21 protein-coding genes are annotated in these 17,911 nt (G+C 62.2%); 10 read left to right on the forward strand and 11 right to left on the reverse strand.

The annotated features are described in order from the left end of the window. The first annotated feature begins 45 nt into the window (after positions 1-45). From arsC to P0Y58_23990, 3 genes are read left to right on the forward strand one after another with little or no spacing between them, the layout of a single operon-like run. On the forward strand, positions 46-399 hold the full coding sequence (gene arsC / locus P0Y58_23980) for an arsenate reductase (glutaredoxin) (protein ID WEK29910.1): 354 nt from the start codon (positions 46-48) through the stop codon (positions 397-399). Next, positions 396-1,001 (forward strand): NAD(P)H:quinone oxidoreductase, encoded by a 606-nt coding sequence (gene wrbA / locus P0Y58_23985; protein WEK29911.1) that lies wholly within the window; start codon positions 396-398, stop codon positions 999-1,001. The genes arsC and wrbA overlap by 4 nt, the downstream gene beginning before the upstream one ends. Then, positions 994-1,407, forward strand: a complete 414-nt coding sequence (locus tag P0Y58_23990; protein ID WEK29912.1) for a DUF2069 domain-containing protein — start codon at positions 994-996, stop codon at positions 1,405-1,407. The genes wrbA and P0Y58_23990 overlap by 8 nt, the downstream gene beginning before the upstream one ends. A 123-nt stretch (positions 1,408-1,530) precedes the next feature. On the opposite strand, the gene P0Y58_23995 is transcribed toward P0Y58_23990, so the two are convergent. Next, a complete protein-coding gene (locus tag P0Y58_23995; protein ID WEK29913.1) occupies positions 1,531-2,202 on the reverse strand; it encodes a DNA-3-methyladenine glycosylase I in 672 nt (223 codons plus the stop codon). Between the two features lie 4 nt (positions 2,203-2,206). Beyond that, the gene (gene ttcA / locus P0Y58_24000) at positions 2,207-3,031 is read right to left on the reverse strand and encodes a tRNA 2-thiocytidine(32) synthetase TtcA (protein ID WEK29914.1); all 825 of its coding nucleotides are present in this window, start codon (positions 3,029-3,031) and stop codon (positions 2,207-2,209) included. Positions 3,032-3,292: 261 nt separating this feature from the next. Between ttcA and P0Y58_24005 the strand changes: the two genes are divergently transcribed. Further along, a complete protein-coding gene (locus P0Y58_24005; GenBank protein WEK29915.1) occupies positions 3,293-3,892 on the forward strand; it encodes a Yip1 family protein in 600 nt (199 codons plus the stop codon). A gap of 131 nt (positions 3,893-4,023) precedes the next feature. Beyond that, the gene (locus P0Y58_24010) at positions 4,024-4,518 is read left to right on the forward strand and encodes a SprT family zinc-dependent metalloprotease (GenBank protein WEK29916.1); all 495 of its coding nucleotides are present in this window, start codon (positions 4,024-4,026) and stop codon (positions 4,516-4,518) included. Between the two features lie 187 nt (positions 4,519-4,705). On the opposite strand, the gene fpr is transcribed toward P0Y58_24010, so the two are convergent. Beyond that, the gene (fpr, locus tag P0Y58_24015; GenBank protein ID WEK29917.1) at positions 4,706-5,485 is read right to left on the reverse strand and encodes a ferredoxin-NADP reductase; all 780 of its coding nucleotides are present in this window, start codon (positions 5,483-5,485) and stop codon (positions 4,706-4,708) included. Between the two features lie 119 nt (positions 5,486-5,604). Here fpr and finR point away from each other — a divergent pair, with 119 nt between their 5' ends. After that, a complete protein-coding gene (gene finR, locus P0Y58_24020; GenBank protein ID WEK29918.1) occupies positions 5,605-6,531 on the forward strand; it encodes a LysR family transcriptional regulator FinR in 927 nt (308 codons plus the stop codon). On the opposite strand, the gene P0Y58_24025 is transcribed toward finR, so the two are convergent. The 3 genes from P0Y58_24025 to P0Y58_24035 form a co-directional block, all read right to left on the reverse strand. Continuing rightward, positions 6,528-6,893 (reverse strand): diacylglycerol kinase, encoded by a 366-nt coding sequence (locus P0Y58_24025; protein ID WEK29919.1) that lies wholly within the window; start codon positions 6,891-6,893, stop codon positions 6,528-6,530. The two genes, finR and P0Y58_24025, sit on opposite strands and share 4 nt — an antisense overlap. 73 nt (positions 6,894-6,966) lie before the next feature. Continuing rightward, positions 6,967-7,617 carry a response regulator transcription factor gene (locus P0Y58_24030; GenBank protein ID WEK29920.1) on the reverse strand — a complete coding sequence of 217 codons (651 nt, stop codon included), beginning with the start codon at positions 7,615-7,617 and terminating at the stop codon, positions 6,967-6,969. A gap of 181 nt (positions 7,618-7,798) precedes the next feature. Then, positions 7,799-8,509, reverse strand: a complete 711-nt coding sequence (locus P0Y58_24035) for a DTW domain-containing protein (protein WEK29921.1) — start codon at positions 8,507-8,509, stop codon at positions 7,799-7,801. A 218-nt stretch (positions 8,510-8,727) separates the two neighbouring features. Here P0Y58_24035 and P0Y58_24040 point away from each other — a divergent pair, with 218 nt between their 5' ends. Then, positions 8,728-9,147: a quorum-sensing-regulated virulence factor family protein gene (locus P0Y58_24040; GenBank protein WEK29922.1), complete on the forward strand. Its 420-nt coding sequence runs from the start codon at positions 8,728-8,730 to the stop codon at positions 9,145-9,147. A gap of 15 nt (positions 9,148-9,162) precedes the next feature. Here the strand turns inward: P0Y58_24040 and P0Y58_24045 are convergent, their stop codons facing one another. Beyond that, positions 9,163-9,372, reverse strand: a complete 210-nt coding sequence (locus tag P0Y58_24045; GenBank protein WEK29923.1) for a hypothetical protein — start codon at positions 9,370-9,372, stop codon at positions 9,163-9,165. Positions 9,373-9,532: 160 nt separating this feature from the next. Here P0Y58_24045 and P0Y58_24050 point away from each other — a divergent pair, with 160 nt between their 5' ends. Further along, positions 9,533-10,651, forward strand: coding sequence for an LOG family protein (locus P0Y58_24050; GenBank protein ID WEK29924.1), 1,119 nt, complete (start codon positions 9,533-9,535; stop codon positions 10,649-10,651). Positions 10,652-10,867: 216 nt separating this feature from the next. On the opposite strand, the gene recX is transcribed toward P0Y58_24050, so the two are convergent. The 4 genes from recX to P0Y58_24070 form a co-directional block, all read right to left on the reverse strand. Further along, complete coding sequence (recX, locus tag P0Y58_24055) at positions 10,868-11,338, reverse strand: recombination regulator RecX (protein ID WEK29925.1); 471 nt, start codon at positions 11,336-11,338, stop codon at positions 10,868-10,870. A 20-nt stretch (positions 11,339-11,358) separates the two neighbouring features. Further along, positions 11,359-12,426, reverse strand: a complete 1,068-nt coding sequence (gene recA / locus P0Y58_24060; protein WEK29926.1) for a recombinase RecA — start codon at positions 12,424-12,426, stop codon at positions 11,359-11,361. A gap of 103 nt (positions 12,427-12,529) precedes the next feature. Then, a complete protein-coding gene (locus P0Y58_24065) occupies positions 12,530-13,012 on the reverse strand; it encodes a CinA family protein (GenBank protein ID WEK29927.1) in 483 nt (160 codons plus the stop codon). 54 nt (positions 13,013-13,066) lie between these two features. Further along, positions 13,067-14,134 carry a hypothetical protein gene (locus P0Y58_24070; GenBank protein WEK29928.1) on the reverse strand — a complete coding sequence of 356 codons (1,068 nt, stop codon included), beginning with the start codon at positions 14,132-14,134 and terminating at the stop codon, positions 13,067-13,069. 187 nt (positions 14,135-14,321) lie between these two features. Between P0Y58_24070 and mutS the strand changes: the two genes are divergently transcribed. Beyond that, positions 14,322-16,895 (forward strand): DNA mismatch repair protein MutS, encoded by a 2,574-nt coding sequence (gene mutS, locus P0Y58_24075; protein WEK29929.1) that lies wholly within the window; start codon positions 14,322-14,324, stop codon positions 16,893-16,895. 140 nt (positions 16,896-17,035) lie between these two features. After that, the gene (locus P0Y58_24080; protein WEK29930.1) at positions 17,036-17,359 is read left to right on the forward strand and encodes a ferredoxin family protein; all 324 of its coding nucleotides are present in this window, start codon (positions 17,036-17,038) and stop codon (positions 17,357-17,359) included. Positions 17,360-17,911: the final 552 nt, after the last annotated feature.

The following is a 17,911-nucleotide window of genomic DNA, read 5'->3' on the forward strand; positions in this document are numbered from 1 at the left end:
GCTGCGGTTAGAATAGCCGCCACACCCAGCTGGATGCGACCCGACATGACTGACCTGACGCTCTATCATAACCCGCGCTGCTCGAAATCCCGCGGCGCGCTGGAACTGCTCGAAGCCCGTGGCCTGGCGCCAACCATCGTGCGCTATCTGGAAACTCCGCCCGACGCCGCCACCCTCAAGGCCCTGCTCGACAAGCTGGGCATCGCCCCGCGCCAATTGCTGCGCACCGGCGAAGACGAATACAAAACGCTGAACCTGGCCGACCCGGCACTGACCGACGCGCAACTGATCGAGGCCATGGCCCTGCACCCCAAGCTGATCGAGCGGCCGATTCTGGTCGCCGGTGACAAGGCCGTGGTAGGTCGCCCACCCGAAAAAGTGCTGGAGATCCTGCCGTGAGTGCGCCCTACGTCCTGGTGCTGTACTACAGCCGCCATGGCTCGACCAGCGAAATGGCCCGGCACATCGCCCGCGGCATCGAACTGGCCGGCATGGAGGCGCGCCTGCGCACGGTGCCCGCGATCTCGACCGAATGTGAAGCCGTGGCTGCGGACATCCCGGCCAGTGGTGCGCTATACGCCACCCTGGACGACCTGCGCCACTGCGCTGGCCTGGTGCTGGGCAGCCCGACCCGCTTCGGCAACATGGCGGCGCCGCTGAAATACTTCCTGGATGGCACCAGCAGCCTGTGGCTGGGCGGAGAACTGGTCGGCAAGCCGGCGGGCGTGTTCACCTCTACCGCCAGCCTGCACGGTGGCCAGGAAACCACCCTGCTGTCGATGATGCTGCCATTGATGCACCACGGCATGCTGGTGATGGGCCTGCCGTACAGCGAGTCGGCATTGCTGGAAACCCGTGGCGGCGGCACTCCTTACGGCGCCAGCCACCACGCGGGGGCCGACGGCAAGCGTGAGCTCGATCAGCACGAAATCGCCCTGTGCCGCGCTCTGGGCCAACGCCTGGCGACCACGGCCAAGGCCCTGGAGGCCGCGCGTGGCTAAAAAGCCCAAGGTGTTGCCGCCGCTGGAGTGGCTGGCACCTCGCCTGCGCCTGACGCGGGCGTTGAGCCTGGCGTTTTTCTTTGGCCTGATCGCCCTGCTGGTGGTCAACAACCTGTGGTTCGCCAACCTGCATGGGGCGCGGGTCGGGGTGATTCTGGCGATCGAGCTGGTGCCGTTGCTGCTGTTGTTGCCAGGCATGCTCAAGGGCAGCGCCCGGGCACATGCCTGGGCGTGTTTCGTGGTGAATATCTACTTCATCAAGGGCGTGCTGGCCGCGTTCGACCCGGCGCGGGCGGTGTTTGGCTGGGTTGAAGTGCTGGTGAGCCTGGGGCTGTTCATTGCCGGGCTGCTGTATGTGCGCTGGAAGTTCCAGCATGAGCGGCGTATGGCAGGCGAAGGCAGCTGAATTCGAGGGCTGCCTTGCAGCCCATTCGCGGGGCAAGCCCGCTCCCACAAGATCTTCATCACCTTCAAGAGAGTGCAATACCTGTGGGAGCGGGCTTGTCCCGCGAAGGGGGCGACGCAAATCTCAATGGTTGACGGTATGCGCGAGCATCACTGATAACTGGCACAGCGGCCGCCCACTTTCTTCATGCCACTGATTGAACGCCTGCTGCACCAAGGCCAGATCCCGCTGGCTGGTCGGTTGCTTGTCTATCACCTTCTGTGCAATCAGCGCTGCCGCCATGTCATCGGTAGGGATAAACGTGTCCTTGCCAACCATCCGCAGGAACCTCGGTGCCGACAACCCACCCAGCTGGTTGCCATGCTTGGCCAGGTACTTCCACAAACCCACGATATCGGTCACTGGCCAATCGGCGATGAACGCGCCAAAACTGCCATGCGCCTTGGCGATATCCAGCACCATCTGCGCATTGCGCGGCACGCTCTTGAGCTTGCCCAGGTGGCGGATGATGCGCTCGTCCTGCATCAGCCGCTCCAGGTGCTCGGCGCCCATCAGCACGACCTTCTCCGGATCGAAGCCGAAGAAAACCTGCTCGAACACCGGCCACTTGGCATCCACCAGGCTGTGCTTGAGCCCGGCGCGGAACACGCGCAGGGCCAGGGTCGACAGGTAGCGGTCATCGCTGATGTCGCGCAACTGAGCCGGCGTGCGCGGCTGCGGCAGAAAAGCCTCCAGCGCCTGGGCCGAGCCAAAGCGGTTCAGGCAGTACTCATGCAGCCACTGGTAATCACGCATGGGTTCAGATGTTCACCACGTCGAGGAAGCGCGGGGTGGCAGTCTCGTCGATCTTCAGGCTGGTGAAGTCGAACAGGTTGCGGTCGGCCAGTTGCGACGGCGCCACGTTCTGCAGGGCACGGAAGATACTCTCGGTACGGCCCGGGTGCTTGCGCTCCCACTCCACCAGCATGTCCTTGACCACCTGGCGTTGCAGGTTTTCCTGCGAGCCGCACAGGTTGCACGGGATGATCGGGAATTCCCTCATGTCCGAGTAGGCCTGGATGTCCTTCTCGCTGCAGTAGGCCAGCGGGCGGATCACCACGTTGCGGCCGTCGTCGGCGCGCAGCTTGGGCGGCATGCCTTTGAGCGCGCCGTTGAAGAACATGTTGAGGAAGAAGGTTTCGACGATGTCGTCGCGGTGGTGCCCCAGCGCCATCTTGGTTGCGCCAATCTCGTCGGCGAAGGTGTACAGAGTGCCACGGCGCAGGCGCGAGCACAGCGAACACGTGGTCTTGCCCTCGGGCACCAGCTCCTTGACCACCGAGTAGGTGTCTTTCTCGACGATGTGGTACTCGACGCCCAGCGCTTTGAGGTAGGCCGGCAGCACGTGCTCAGGGAAGCCCGGCTGCTTCTGGTCCATGTTCACCGCAACGATCTCGAACTTGATCGGTGCCACCTTCTGCAGGTGCAACAGAACGTCGAGCATGGTGTAGCTGTCCTTGCCGCCAGACAGGCAGACCATGACCTTGTCGCCATCCTCGATCATGTTGAAGTCGGTGATGGCTTCGCCGGCGAGACGACGCAGGCGTTTTTGCAGTTTGTTCTGGTTGACCGAGAGGGTGCCCATAGCGCTTGGATCCGCGAGGTGTGACAAAAGCCGGCTATTTTACGCACAAACGCGGCGCTTCTGTAGGCATTCCGATAAAGACTTCAATGTAATCAACAGTGCGGCCGACAGCGCAATTTGCTCTAAAAAGCACGGTTTATGCCGGTAACGGCTTCCTATACTGCGACATAAGGCCACATTACCGCTTGCTTCGGTGTTCGGGCCTCGGGCCGCTTGCGCTCCATCTGGGGGGCGTCTGGCAACATTGAGAGGAGTGACGGCATGATTCATCACGTTGTTGGGCTGTTTACCCACCCCGACCAGGAATGGCGGGAGATTCGTGGCGAAGAAGAAACCATCAGCCACATGTACCTGACGCACACTTTGATCCTGGCGGCGATCCCTGCCATTTCCGCATTCATTGGCACTACCCAGGTCGGCTGGGTGATCGGGGACCGGCCAGCGGTGATGCTGACCATGGAAAGCGCCATCTGGATGAGCATCATGTCGTACCTGGCCATGCTCGGCGGCGTGGCAGTCATGGGCGCGTTCATCCACTGGATGGCCCGCACCTACGATGCCAACCCATCCATGGCGCAGTGCATCGCCTTTGCCACCTACACCGCCACACCGTTGTTCATCGGCGGCCTGGCGGCACTGTATCCGCACCTGTGGCTGGGCATGCTGATCGGCACTGCGGCGATCTGCTACACGGTGTACCTGCTGTATGTCGGCCTGCCGACGTTCATGAACATACCGTCCGACGAAGGCTTCCTGTTCTCCAGCTCCGTGCTGGCGGTGGGCCTTGTGGTACTGGTGGCGATCATGGCCGCCACGGTGATCATCTGGGGACTGGGCGTGGGGCCCGTCTACACCAACTAGAACAGACTCAACCAACACTGGGGCATCAACCAGGGGCCGCCGCAAGGCGGCCTCTGGCTGTACGCTGACCGGTGGCTCGGCAGCCCATCCGCGCTTGCGGCATAATGCCCGGTCAGGAGAACCACCCCGCCATGCCCGAGCTGCTCAAGCAACGCGTCGAAACCTGTTACCAGCAAGCCGAAACCTTTTTCAAACGCCCCTTCTCGCGCCCGGAAGTGAGCTTCAAGCTGCGCGGGCAAAAAGCCGGCGTCGCTCATCTGCACGAGAACCTGCTGCGCTTCAACCTGCAGCTTTACCGGGAAAACCAGGAAGACTTCCTGCGCCAGACCGTCGCCCACGAAGTGGCGCACCTGGTGGCCCACCAGTTGTTTGGTGACCGCATCCAGGCCCACGGCGAAGAGTGGCAACTGATCATGCGCGGGGTGTACGAACTGCCGCCCAACCGCTGCCACAACTATGAAGTGCAACGGCGCGTGGTAACTCGCTATATCTACCGCTGCCCATGCCCGCAAGGCGACTTCCCGTTTACCGCACAGCGGCACAAGCTTGTCCGCCAGGGGCGGCGGTACCTGTGCAAACGGTGCAGGGGGATATTGGTGTACAGCGGTGAGACGCGCGTCGAATAGGTTGTGTACTACCTGTGCAGCCCTCTTCGCGGGGCAAGCCCGCTCCCACAGGGATAGCATTGGCTTGGGCCCAGTGATATCCCTGTGGGAGCGGGCTTGCCCCGCGAAAGGGCCGGTGCAGCCTGTACAAAACTTTCAGACAGAAGAAAGGCGACCCGAGGGTCGCCTTCTTGTACCTGCCTGCGCCTTACTTCTCGACGAAGGCACGCTCGATCAGGTAGTCACCCGGCTCGCGCATGCGGGCGGAGACTTTCAGGCCGAAGCTGTCCAGCACTTCGCTGGTCTCGTCGAGCATGCTCGGGCTGCCGCAGATCATCGCACGGTCGTCCTGCGGGTTGATCGGTGGCAGGCCAATGTCGCTGAACAGTTTGCCACTGCGCATCAGGTCGGTCAGGCGGCCCTGATTCTCGAACGGCTCGCGGGTCACGGTCGGGTAGTAGATCAGCTTGTCGCGAACCGACTCACCGAAGAACTCGTTCTGCGGCAGGTGCTCGGTGATGAACTCGCGGTAGGCCACTTCGTTCACGTAACGCACGCCGTGCACCAGGATCACTTTCTCGAAGCGCTCGTAGGTTTCCGGGTCCTGGATGACGCTCATGAACGGCGCCAGGCCAGTGCCGGTGCTCAGCAGGTAGAGGTGCTTGCCCGGGTTCAGGTCGTCGAGCACCAGGGTACCGGTAGGCTTCTTGCTGATGATGATCTCATCGCCTTCCTTCAGGTGCTGCAGCTGCGAGGTCAGCGGGCCGTCCGGCACCTTGATGCTGAAGAACTCCAGGTGCTCTTCCCAGTTCGGCGACGCGATGGAATAGGCACGCATGAGCGGGCGGCCGCCTTCCTGCTGCAGGCCGATCATCACGAACTGACCGTTCTCGAAGCGCAGCCCCGGGTCGCGGGTGCACTTGAAGCTGAACAGGGTGTCGTTCCAGTGGTGCACACTGAGGACACGTTCGTGGTTCATGTTGCTCATCGATGGGGCTCCTGAAAAAAACGCAGCGCGCGCAAAACGCGCAGTTGCGCGATAGTTTAGGGGCAGCGACAATATCTGTTAACTGGATTATCAAGATATGTGTTATCGGTTATATAGATATGCGATTCACACTTCGTCAACTGCAGGTCTTCGTCGCCGTCGCCCAGCATCAAAGCGTCTCTCGGGCCGCTAGCGTGCTGGCGTTGTCGCAGTCGGCCGCCAGCACTTCCATCACCGAACTGGAGCGGCAATCGAGCTGCCAGTTGTTCGACCGTGCCGGCAAGCGCCTGGCCCTCAACGCCTTGGGGCATCAACTGCTGCCACAGGCGGTAGCCCTGCTCGACCAGGCCAAGGAAATCGAAGACCTGCTCAACGGCAAGTCCGGATTCGGCTCGCTGGCGGTCGGCGCCACACTGACCATCGGTAACTACCTGGCCACCCTGCTGATCGGCAGCTTCATGCAGACCCACCCGGAAAGCCAGGTGAAGCTGCATGTACAGAACACTGTGCATATCGTGCAACAGGTCGCGCACTACGAAATTGATCTGGGTCTGATCGAAGGCGATTGCAACCATCCAGACCTGGAAGTGCAGCCGTGGGTGGAGGACGAACTGGTGGTGTTCTGCGCGCCGCAGCATCCGCTGGCCAAGCCGGGCCGTGCCGATATCGAAAGCCTGTCACAAGAGGCGTGGATCTTGCGCGAGCAAGGCTCGGGGACGCGCCTGACCTTTGACCAGGCCATGCGCCATCACCGCGCCAACCTCAGCATCCGCCTGGAGCTTGAGCACACCGAAGCAATCAAGCGCGCAGTGGAGTCAGGCCTGGGGATTGGCTGCATTTCGCGCCTGGCCCTGCGTGACGCCTTCCGCCGGGGCAGCCTGGTACCGGTAGAAACGCCGGAGCTGGACCTGATGCGCCAGTTCTACTTCATCTGGCACAAACAGAAATACCAGACCTCGGCCATGCGCGAGTTTCTGGAACTGTGCCGAAACTTCACTGCGGGCTATACCCGCAGTGATGAAATCGTGCTCCCGCCGATCGCTTAAAGCAGGATCACGCCCCACACCAGCGCCACCATGGTCAGTGCCACCAGTTGCGCGGCGCTGCCCATGTCCTTGGCGTTTTTCGACAGTGGGTGGCGCTCCAGCGAGATGCGGTCGATGGCCGCCTCTACCGCCGAATTGAACAGCTCGACGATCAGCCCCAACAGGCACACCGCGATCATGATCGCCCGCTCTGCACGGCTGACCGGCAGCCAGAAGGCGATCGGGATCAGCAGCACGTTGAGCAGCACCAGCTGGCGGAATGCGGCCTCACCCTTGAAGGCGGCGCGCAGGCCGTCCAGCGAGTAGCCGGCGGCGTTGAAGATGCGTTTCAGGCCGGTCTGGCCCTTGAATGGCGATGTCATGTGAGTCACTTCACAGCAGAAAGGCCAGCAGACTAGACCGGCACGGGTCAAAAAAGCGTGAAGCCACGCGCAGTCAGTTGCTGGCAACCGATTCAAGTTGTTGCAGCAGCAGCGCGGCCTGGGTGCGGGTACGCACGCCCAGCTTGCGGAATATTGCGGTGACGTGGGCCTTGATGGTGGCCTCGGAGACGCTCAGTTCATATGCAATCTGCTTGTTCAGCAACCCTTCGCACACCATGGTCAGCACGCGGAACTGCTGCGGCGTGAGGCTGGCCAGGCCTTCACTGGCGGCCTTGGCCTCGGCCGAGACGTCGACCTTTTCAAAAGCCTGCGGCGGCCACCAGACTTCGCCATCAAGTACCTTGCGCACGGCATCCTGGATCACTTCCAGGGTGCTGGACTTGGGAATGAAGCCACTGGCGCCAAACTCGCGGGACTTGACCACCACGGCGGCCTCTTCCTGCGCCGACACCATCACCACAGGGATCTGCGGGTATTGCCCGCGCAGCAGCACCAGCCCGGAAAAACCGTAGGCACCCGGCATGTTCAGGTCCAGCAGCACCAGATCCCAGTCGGCTTTTTCGCTCAGGCGGGTTTCCAGCTCGGCAATGCTCGCGACTTCGACCAGGCGCACATCGGGGCCCAGGCCGAGGGTAACGGCCTGGCGCAGGGCGCCACGGAACAGCGGGTGGTCATCGGCAATCAGGATTTCGTAAGTGGCCATCGATCTAAGGATCCTGTTCTGTGCCAGGCGCTCAGGGGGGTAGGAGAAGCGCCCGGCGGGGAATCGGCGCCAAGGATGCCGAGCACGGTCAAGGGTGGTCAAGCCATTCGCCTTGCCGTCTCGCCCACCCTGGCTGCCAACCCCGTCATTATGAACCAAAGCAGGGGTTGTGCCCCTTGGACTATAGGAAGGTATGCAAACGCTGGTGGGTGTCGTCCTGATCATCCAGCGGCAGGCGCCGCTTGCCGCTCAGGTAATGCAGGCTGAACACGTCCAGGTAGGCATCCAGCGCCTGCGAGGCCTGGCTGTCGCCGGCCAGGTCCAGGCACATGGCTGCGACTTCTGCCGTGCAGAAATGATCGTCGCGTTTGGAGCGGCGCAGGCGGTAGCGCGACATCTGCTCGGCTTGCAGGCTCAACACCGGGAAGCGGTCAAGGTACGGGCTTTTACGGAACATCTTGCGGGCTTCGGTCCAGGTGGCATCCAGCAGGATGAACAGCGGGCGCTTGCCCGGCTCGCGCGCCACCTCGCTGACCACCCGCTGCTCGGCCACGAACTCGCCAGGGAAGACGATGTAGGGCTGCCAGTGCGGGTCGTCCAGCAAGGCCAGCAAGCGTTCGTCGACCGAGGTGCGCAGCCAGCCAAAGGCCGAGGTGTCTTCGATCAGGTCGGCAATCAGCCAGCCGGTGTTGGTGGGCTTCAACGGCTCGGTGTCATGCATCAGCAGGCACACGCCGGACTCGGCCTGCACACGAGGCTTCCAGGCGCACAGGCAATGGGTGGCGATGACCCGGCAATCCGGGCAGCGCTCGGCACGCGAGCCGCGGGCGATGAAAGGTTTGATGCTGCGGGCCAGGCGTTCGGCGCGCAGGCGCGCTACCGCATGGCTCATGCCGGCAGGCCTCTGGACAGGTAGGAAATGGGCACAAGGATGACTCGGAAAAAACAAGTCGGCCAGTTTAGCAGAACAGGGGGCATTTACTGTGCAGCTGGCAAGGTGCCCCTTATAATCGACGCTTACCGTGCCCGCACTTTGCGCCCGCGCGACTTTCACGGAACACCGTCGACCCGCGCATGTCAAAGCGCCAGTCATCGAACCAGGAGAGATTCATGCTGCGCCTTATCGTCCCCGCCCTGAGCCTGCTACTCGCTTTGCCCTTGGCAGCCCAGGCAGCCTCCAAGCAGGATTACGACCTGAGCACGACCCTGCAGAAGGTTGCCAAAGAAAGCAGCGTCGGTACCCCACGCGCCATCAACGAGGACATTCTCGACCAAGGCTACACGGTAGAAGGCAAGGCACTGGTCAACCACCTGAGCGTACGCCAGAGCCACGCCGAGCGCATGCAGGCCAACCCCCAGCAGGTACGCAGCCAGCTGGGTGACAGCGTCTGCCGCAACAGCGGCTTCCGCAACCTGATGTCCAAGGGCGCGGTCATGGTCTACCGCTTCACGGTATACAAGACCAACCAGCCGATCATGGACCAGGCTTTCGACAGCGCCAGCTGCGTGGCCGGCAACAAGAAGAAGTAACACGAGCCCTTCAAGCTAGACCTTCTCGTCTTCGCGGGCGCGCCAGCGCCCTTCGGCGGCATCCGCGCGCATCTCGGCCAGTAACGCCTGCAAGTAGCGCGACTGGCACTCCAGCCCTGCCAACCTGCGGCAGCACTCGTCTTCAAGGCTCAAGTGGTGCACCTGAGCCGCATTCTCCAGCTGCTGGTAGAGCTGCCGGTCCACCTCGATGATCAAGCGACGCATACCGCCACCTCCTGCATCGATACGTTTCTCTTACCCAGTTAACCAAACCTCGGCTTGCGGCGGCCACATACCGACGGGCGGCTGAGCCAATCAGCCCGGCACGATCGGGCGCGAGGGTCTAGATTGAGGTCAGAGGTATTGGTGCAGAAGGAGACGTTGCATGCCTTACCAAGCGAATGAACTGCTGTTCAGCCACTTCCGCGACAACAATATCGACCTGAGCAACATCGACGCACAACTGCAACTGGTGGCCCCCAACAGCCCCAACCTGCCGCTGTACCGCGACATGATGCTGACCATCCTGCGCATGGCGCATGACGACAGCGACCGCTGGAGCGCCAAGATCACCCTTCAGGCCCTGCGCGAGCTGGACCAATCGTTCCGCACACTGCAGCGCTACAAGGGCCGGCGCAAGGTGACCGTGTTCGGCTCGGCGCGCACGCCCCTGGAGCACCCGATGTACGCCCTGGCCCGCGAGCTGGGCGCCACCCTGGCGCGCTCCGACTTGATGGTCATCACCGGTGCCGGCGGTGGCATCATGGCCGCCGCCCACGAAGGCGCAGGCAGCGACCACAGCCTGGGGTTCAACATCACCCTGCCCTTCGAGCAGCACGCCAACCCGACCGTGGGCGGCACCGACAAGCTGCTGCCCTTCCATTTTTTCTTCATCCGCAAGCTGTTCTTCGTCAAAGAGGCCGATGGCCTGGTGCTGTGCCCCGGTGGCTTCGGTACCCTCGATGAGGCACTGGAGGTACTGACGCTGATCCAGACCGGCAAGAGCCCGCTAGTGCCCGTGGTACTTCTGGACTCGCCCGGCGGCAGTTTCTGGCGTGACTGCCTGGACTTTATCAGCCGTCAGCTGGAAGAAAACCGCTACATCCTGCCAAGCGACCTAAAGCTGGTGCGCCTGGTGCACAGTGCCGATGAAGCCGTGGAAGAAATCAACCAGTTCTACAGCAACTACCACTCCAGCCGCTGGCTGAAAAACCAGTTCGTGATCCGTATGCACCACCCCCTCAGTGAAGCAGCGCTGTTTGATATCCAGGAAGGCTTTGCCGACTTGCGCCTGAGTGGCAAGTATCACCAGCAAGCGGATAGCAGTGCCGAGCATGAAGTGGGCAATTACAGCCACCTGACCCGGCTGTCATTCGCCTTCAATGGCCGCGATCAGGGCCGTTTGCGCGAATTGGTGGATTTCATCAACCTGCCGGAGAACTGGGCCAAACCGCAGCCGATGCATACCACCCAGCGGGCCAGGGAGGCGCTAAAGGTCAGTTGACGCCGCTTGAGATTGGTTACCACAAGTACAGCAAGTGCTGCAGACCTGCACTGTACCTGTGGGAGCGGGCGTGCCCGCGAAGAATCCAGCGCGGTGGATGGCACCGGCGTTGCCGGTGTTCGCGGGCTCGCCCGCTCCCACAAGGATTGCATCAGCTTTTAGATTTCAGGTCGGAGTCTGACCATAGGCGGTCGCGTAGCACTGCAGATCTGGCGGTCAGTAATCGTCCAGGTCACGCCCACTGAGCAGGCGGCCGATCATGTCCATGGGGAAACCCCGGTAAGCCAGAAACCGGGTTTGCTGGGCACGGCTGCGCGGGTCTTGCGGGCGCTGCCCGGCAAACTTGCGCTGCCACACGTCACGCATGCGCTCGCGCCAATCCACCTCGCTCTCGCGCAATGCCTGCTCGATGTCAGCACGCACCAGACCACGCTGGCCCAGCTCCTCGCGAATACGCGAAGGGCCATAGCCAGCACTGGAACGGTAGCGGATAAAGCTTTCGAGGTAGCGGGCTTCGCAAAGCAGCCCTTCTTCAGCGAGCCGGTCGAGCTCAGGCTCGATCAGCTCATCCGCAGCGCCGCGCTGGCGCAACTTGCGCGTCAGCTCGACGCGACCGTGCTCACGTCGCGCGAGCAGGTCCATGGCTGTCCGCCGAATGGCGACGGGGGTGTCGAGTACGGCGGACATGTTGGCTATCTACCGTGCGATCAATAACCGGCTTCGGCGTCAGCCACGTCATCGGCACTGGCCTCAGCCGCGGCAGCCTTGCCGGCTTCGGCGGCTGCGCCAGCTTTCAACAGCTTCTCGCGAATCTGCTTCTCGATCTCTTCACCAATAGCCGGGTTCTCTGCCAGGTATTTGGCCGCGTTGGCTTTGCCCTGACCGATCTTGTTGCCCTTGTAGGCATACCAGGCGCCGGACTTTTCCACCAAGCCTTGGGAAACACCCAGGTCGATGATTTCGCCGTTGCGGTAGATACCCTTGCCGTAAAGAATCTGGAACTCGGCCTGACGGAATGGAGGCGATACCTTGTTCTTGACGACTTTTACGCGGGTTTCGCTACCCACAACTTCGTCGCCTTCCTTGACCGCACCGGTGCGGCGAATGTCCAGGCGCACCGAGGCGTAGAACTTCAGGGCGTTACCACCGGTGGTGGTTTCCGGGCTACCGAACATCACGCCGATCTTCATACGGATCTGGTTGATGAAGATAACCAGGCAGTTGGCGTTCTTGATGTTACCGGTGATCTTGCGCAGCGCCTGAGACATCAGGCGAGCCTGCAGGCCCACGTGCATGTCGCCCATCTCGCCTTCGATCTCGGCCTTTGGAACCAGCGCAGCCACGGAGTCGACAATGATCACGTCAACGGCGTTGGAACGTACCAGCATGTCGGTGATTTCCAGGGCTTGCTCACCGGTGTCCGGCTGCGAAACCAGCAGTTCATCAACATTGACGCCCAGCTTGCCGGCGTACTCAGGGTCGAGGGCATGTTCGGCATCGACGAAGGCGCAGGTAGCGCCGCTTTTCTGGGCCTCAGCGATGACCGACAGGGTCAGCGTGGTTTTACCCGACGACTCCGGGCCGTAGATCTCGACGATACGACCTTTTGGCAGACCGCCAATGCCCAGGGCGATATCCAGGCCCAGGGAACCGGTGGAGATCGCAGGAATGCCTTGGCGCTCCTGATCACCCATGCGCATGACCGCGCCTTTACCGAATTGGCGTTCGATCTGACCCAGGGCCGCAGCCAAGGCGCGCTTCTTGTTGTCGTCCATTGAAATCCTCACGTGTTCGACTTGGCCCTGACGGCCGGAATACCTGTATAAGTAGCCAGTATTATTCCACAGGCAGGCGCCCGCGCAAACCCCTGTCGTCGATTTACTCGGCACCAAGCTGTAACAAGCCGTCTAACGCGGCGCTCACCGTCTGTCGGCGCACGGCTTCGCGGTCACCGTCGAACTGCCGGCGCTCACTGAACACCCGGTTGCCATCGGCCCAGGCCAGCCACACGGTGCCTACCGGTTTGGCTGGCGAACCGCCATCCGGCCCGGCCACACCGCTGACGGCCACGGCAAAGCGCGCACCACTGGCGGCCTGGGCCCCTCGCACCATGGCTTCGACCACTTCCTGGCTGACCGCGCCCACTTGGCCGAACAAAGCCTCGGGCACGCCCAGCAGGCGGGTTTTCTGGGCGTTGGAATAGGTCACGTAGCCGGCCTCGAACCAGGCCGAGCTGCCGGGTATACGGGTGATGGCTTCGGCAATGCCACCGCCAGTACAGGATTCGGCGGTGGTCACCTGGGCATTGAAACGGCGCAGGTGTTCACCCAGGCGGGTGGCTAGCGTGGTGGTCGGGTCCATGTCGGGCTCCTGAAAGGCTGCCCTCTACCCTATCACCCTGTCGCGCCACCTGGCTCAGGAAACCTTCAGGCTGTCCCTGGCAATTTCACTGAACGCACGCTCGTCACGCCGCCCCAGGCGCGGCAGCCCTGCTGGCCATTCCTGGGTCCAGTCGAAACCACCGTGCTTGCGCATGTCGTCAATCGCCGAGCGCCACCAGATCACCTTGCAGGCACGCTGGTAGTCGTCGCTGCTCATCACACTGCCGTACAGCAACTTGCGGCCGATGCCACGCAGTTCCCGAGGCACACGTTTCAGGCTCCACTTCACCGACAACCGCGCCAGCCACGAAGGTACAGGGCGATGGGCCGGCACCTTGAGGGCCAGGCTTGGCATCTGAGGATGGAAGCCTTCGCCGTGTCTGGCGAAAAAAATTTCCAGGATGGCATGCACGTACTGCTTCATCGCGAAGTAATGGCTGATCACGCCACGCGCTTCATTCACCTGCGCGCCATGCAACTCGAAGGAAAAGGCAATCTGTTCAATGGTGTGCAAGTCACCGGTATAGGGTGTCCAGGCATCGATGCGCGGGATGGCGCGCTCGGCAATGCCGACGTTGCAGCGGGTGAAACCCATGACACCGCTATTGCACAGCCGCAAGTCGTCGGTAGGCGTATTTCCAGCCTCGGCGAGCCCTGCGCTGAAGCGAAGGTAGTCGCTGCTGCGCGAAGCCTCGGCCCAGCTCGCTTCAACTTCGTCCACCAGGAACTGCCCGGCATCGACCTGGCTGAACAACTTCAGCGGCGATTGCAGGAACACCGTATCGGTATCGATGAACACGGTCTTGTCCGCCCACTGCCCAGCCTGGGCAATGGCGCAGGCCTTGCGCCGGTGGGTGTAGCCGCCGTCACCGGTCCAGGCCTGCAGGGTCTGCTCATCCAGGGTGATCACTTCCACCGGCCAGCCGGCAAAGGCCTGCGGTTGGTCGGTCAGTATGCGGATCACCGGCAGCTCCGCCGGCTTGCAGCGCGCCACGGCGGTAAGGATGCTGAGCTTGGCCTCCAGCTGATAGATCCGGCGCTCGCCATACAGGAGGTAGATCAGCTGTTGCTTTACATGAGGGACAGGGCTGGACACATTCATCGTGCAGGTCACGGCTACAGGCGTTCGTCGAGGGCCGCGCATTCTAGAGGGTAACGCGGCGCAGCTCCACCATTGCCCGCCAGGCTGCGCGCAAATGCCCCAAAGCCTGCGCCTGCACCGCAACAAAAAAGCCTGTACCATTGCGGGTTTACCATCGCCAACCAGATCACCCGCTGTAAGGCCCTGAATGTCAGATCTCTCCGCACATACCCCCATGATGCAACAGTACTGGAAGCTGAAGAACCAGCACCCGGACCAGTTGATGTTCTACCGCATGGGCGACTTCTACGAAATCTTCTACGAAGATGCGAAGAAGGCCGCGAAACTGCTGGACATCACCCTGACCGCGCGCGGCCAGTCAGCCGGCCAGTCCATCCCCATGTGCGGGATTCCGTTCCATTCGCTGGAAGGCTACCTGGCCAAGCTGGTCAAGCTGGGCGAATCGGTGGTGATCTGCGAACAGATCGGCGACCCGGCCACCAGCAAGGGCCCGGTGGAGCGCCAGGTGGTGCGCATCATCACCCCTGGTACGGTCAGCGACGAGGCATTGCTGGACGAGCGTCGCGACAACCTGATTGCCGCGCTGCTCGGTGACGAACGCCTGTTCGGCCTGGCCGTGCTGGACATCACCAGCGGCAATTTCAGCGTGCAGGAAATAAAAGGCTGGGAGAACCTGCTGGCCGAGCTTGAGCGCCTCAACCCGGTCGAGCTGTTGATCCCTGACGACTGGCCGCGCGACCTGCCTGCCGAAAAACGCCCCGGCGCCCGCCGCCGTGCGCCGTGGGATTTCGACCGCGATTCGGCACGCAAAGCCCTGTGCCAGCAGTTCGCGACCAAGGACCTCAAGGGCTTTGGCTGCGACAAGCTGACACTGGCGATCGGCGCAGCTGGCTGCCTGCTGACCTACGCCAAGGAAACCCAGCGCACCGCCCTGCCGCACCTGCGCAGCCTGCGCCATGAGCGCCTGGACGACACGGTCATCCTCGACGGCGCCAGCCGTCGCAACCTGGAGCTGGACGTCAACCTGGCGGGTGGGCGTGACAACACCCTGCAATCGGTGGTCGACCGCTGCCAGACCGCCATGGCCAGCCGCCTGCTGAGCCGTTGGCTGAACCGCCCGCTACGCGACCTCAAGGTGTTGCAAGCACGCCAGGACTCTATCCGCTGCCTGCTCGACAGCTACCGCTTCGAAAAGCTGCAACCGCAGCTGAAAGAAATTGGCGACATCGAGCGGATCCTCGCCCGAATCGGCCTGCGCAATGCCCGCCCACGCGACCTGGCGCGGCTGCGCGATGCATTGGGCGCCTTGCCCGAACTGCAAAACGCCATGACCGAGCTGGAGGCGCCGCACCTTGCCCGCCTGGCAGCCATTACCGGCACCTACCCGGAGCTGGCCAGCGTGCTGGAACGGGCGATCATCGACAACCCGCCGGCGGTGATCCGCGACGGCGGCGTGCTCAAGACCGGTTATGACAACGAACTGGACGAGCTGCTGGCGATCAGCGAAAACGCCGGCCAGTTCCTGATTGACCTGGAAGCCCGAGAAAAAGCCCGCACCGGCCTTGCCAACCTCAAGGTCGGCTACAACCGCGTGCACGGCTACTTCATCGAGCTGCCCACCAAGCAGGCCGAGCAGGCGCCGGGCGACTACATCCGCCGCCAGACCCTCAAGGGCGCCGAGCGCTTCATCACCCCCGAGCTGAAAGTGTTCGAGGACAAGGCGCTGTCGGCCAAGAGCCGCGCCCTGGCCCGCGAGAAGATGCTCTACGACGCCCTGCTGGAAACCCTGATCAGCCACCTGGCGCCGCTGCAGGACAGCGCCGCCGCGCTGGCCGAGCTGGACGTGCTCAGCAACCTGGCCGAACGGGCGCTGAACCTTGACCTGAACTGCCCGCGCTTCGTCGACGAGCCGTGCCTGCGCATCGAACAAGGCCGCCATCCGGTAGTGGAACAGGTACTGACCACGCCGTTCGTGGCCAACGACCTGGGCCTGGACAACAGCACGCGCATGCTGATCATCACCGGCCCGAACATGGGCGGTAAGTCCACCTACATGCGCCAGACCGCCCTGATCGTGCTGCTGGCGCACATCGGCAGCTTCGTGCCGGCGGCCAGCTGTGAGCTGTCGCTGGTCGACCGTATCTTCACCCGCATCGGCTCCAGTGACGACCTGGCCGGCGGGCGCTCGACCTTCATGGTCGAGATGAGCGAAACCGCCAACATCCTGCACAACGCGACCGACCGTAGCCTGGTGCTGATGGACGAAGTGGGCCGCGGCACCAGTACCTTCGACGGCCTGTCGCTGGCGTGGGCCGCCGCCGAGCGCCTGGCCCAGCTGCGCGCCTACACGCTGTTCGCGACCCACTACTTCGAGCTCACCGTGCTGCCGGAAACCGAGCCGCTGGTGGCCAACGTGCACCTCAATGCCACCGAGCACAACGAACGCATCGTGTTCCTGCACCATGTGCTGCCTGGCCCTGCCAGCCAGAGCTACGGCCTGGCCGTGGCACAACTGGCCGGCGTGCCAGGGGTGGTGATCCAGCGTGCTCGCGAACACCTGGCGCGCCTGGAAACCACCAGCCTGCCGCATGAACCCGTCCCGGCCGAAAAGGGCAAGGATGTGCCACAAGTGCCGCACCAGAGCGATCTGTTCGCCAGCCTGCCACACCCGGCCATCGAGAAGCTGGGCAAGCTGCAACTGGACGACATGACCCCGCGCCAAGCTATCGAAATGCTATATCAACTAAAGAACCTGTTATAACGGCGCCCACTACAAGCTGGTAGAATCCGCCGCGGTTTGCTGGTGCTGCAGGTTATTAGCCTGGCCTGCAGCCACATACCTGTAAACCGCGCGGCCCTGAGAGGAAGGGCCGCCGCCGTCGCCTGAGGAGAGAACTAGAAATGACCTTCGTCGTCACCGACAACTGCATCAAATGCAAATACACCGACTGCGTGGAAGTCTGTCCGGTGGACTGCTTCTACGAAGGCCCGAACTTCCTGGTCATCCACCCGGACGAGTGCATTGACTGTGCACTGTGCGAACCGGAATGCCCGGCGCAAGCCATCTTCTCGGAAGACGAAATCCCTGCCGGGATGGAAAACTTCATTGAGCTGAACGCCGAACTGGCGGAAGTCTGGCCCAATATCACCGAGCGTAAGGACGCCTTGCCGGACGCGAAAGAGTGGGACGGCACTACTGGCAAGATTGCAGATCTGGAGCGCTGATAGCGCCCGGACACGAAAAAGGCCCCTCGGGGCCTTTTTTGTTTTCTGCGGGCAAAAAAAAGGGGCGGTTTGACCCGCCCACATTTTTTCCGTAGTCCCTGCTTGTCCCAAACATCATCCTGATGAAATCGCTTCTTGCGACGTCCTTGGCCTTCATCCTGAAAGCCTGTGCATGTCCGTGTGCACAGTTCGAATACTAGCGGGTTCAGCCGGGCGGGCAAGCGCGATACCTAACAAGGTATTGCAGGGGACACATTTCCACAAAGCCGAATAAACCATGCTTTTCAATGGGTTGTAAAAAAACACAGGCTGGAAACGACAATGATTTACTGCGACATACATAGATAGCTTACAAAACAAGTAAGAAAAGGCTTACACGCAATGTTACCGAGGTGGCGCCTTACACCGTTGGGCTGCTTTGCAGCCCTTTCGCGACACAAGGCCGCTCCTACACGGTGACGCGATCAGGCAGATAAGCGCGGTCCTCTGTAGGAGCGGCCTTGTGTCGCGATCGGGGCGCGCAGCGCCCCCGGCAATCTCGAATGGAACAGC

This window comes from Candidatus Pseudomonas phytovorans (assembly GCA_029202525.1).
GTDB lineage: Bacteria > Pseudomonadota > Gammaproteobacteria > Pseudomonadales > Pseudomonadaceae > Aquipseudomonas > Aquipseudomonas phytovorans.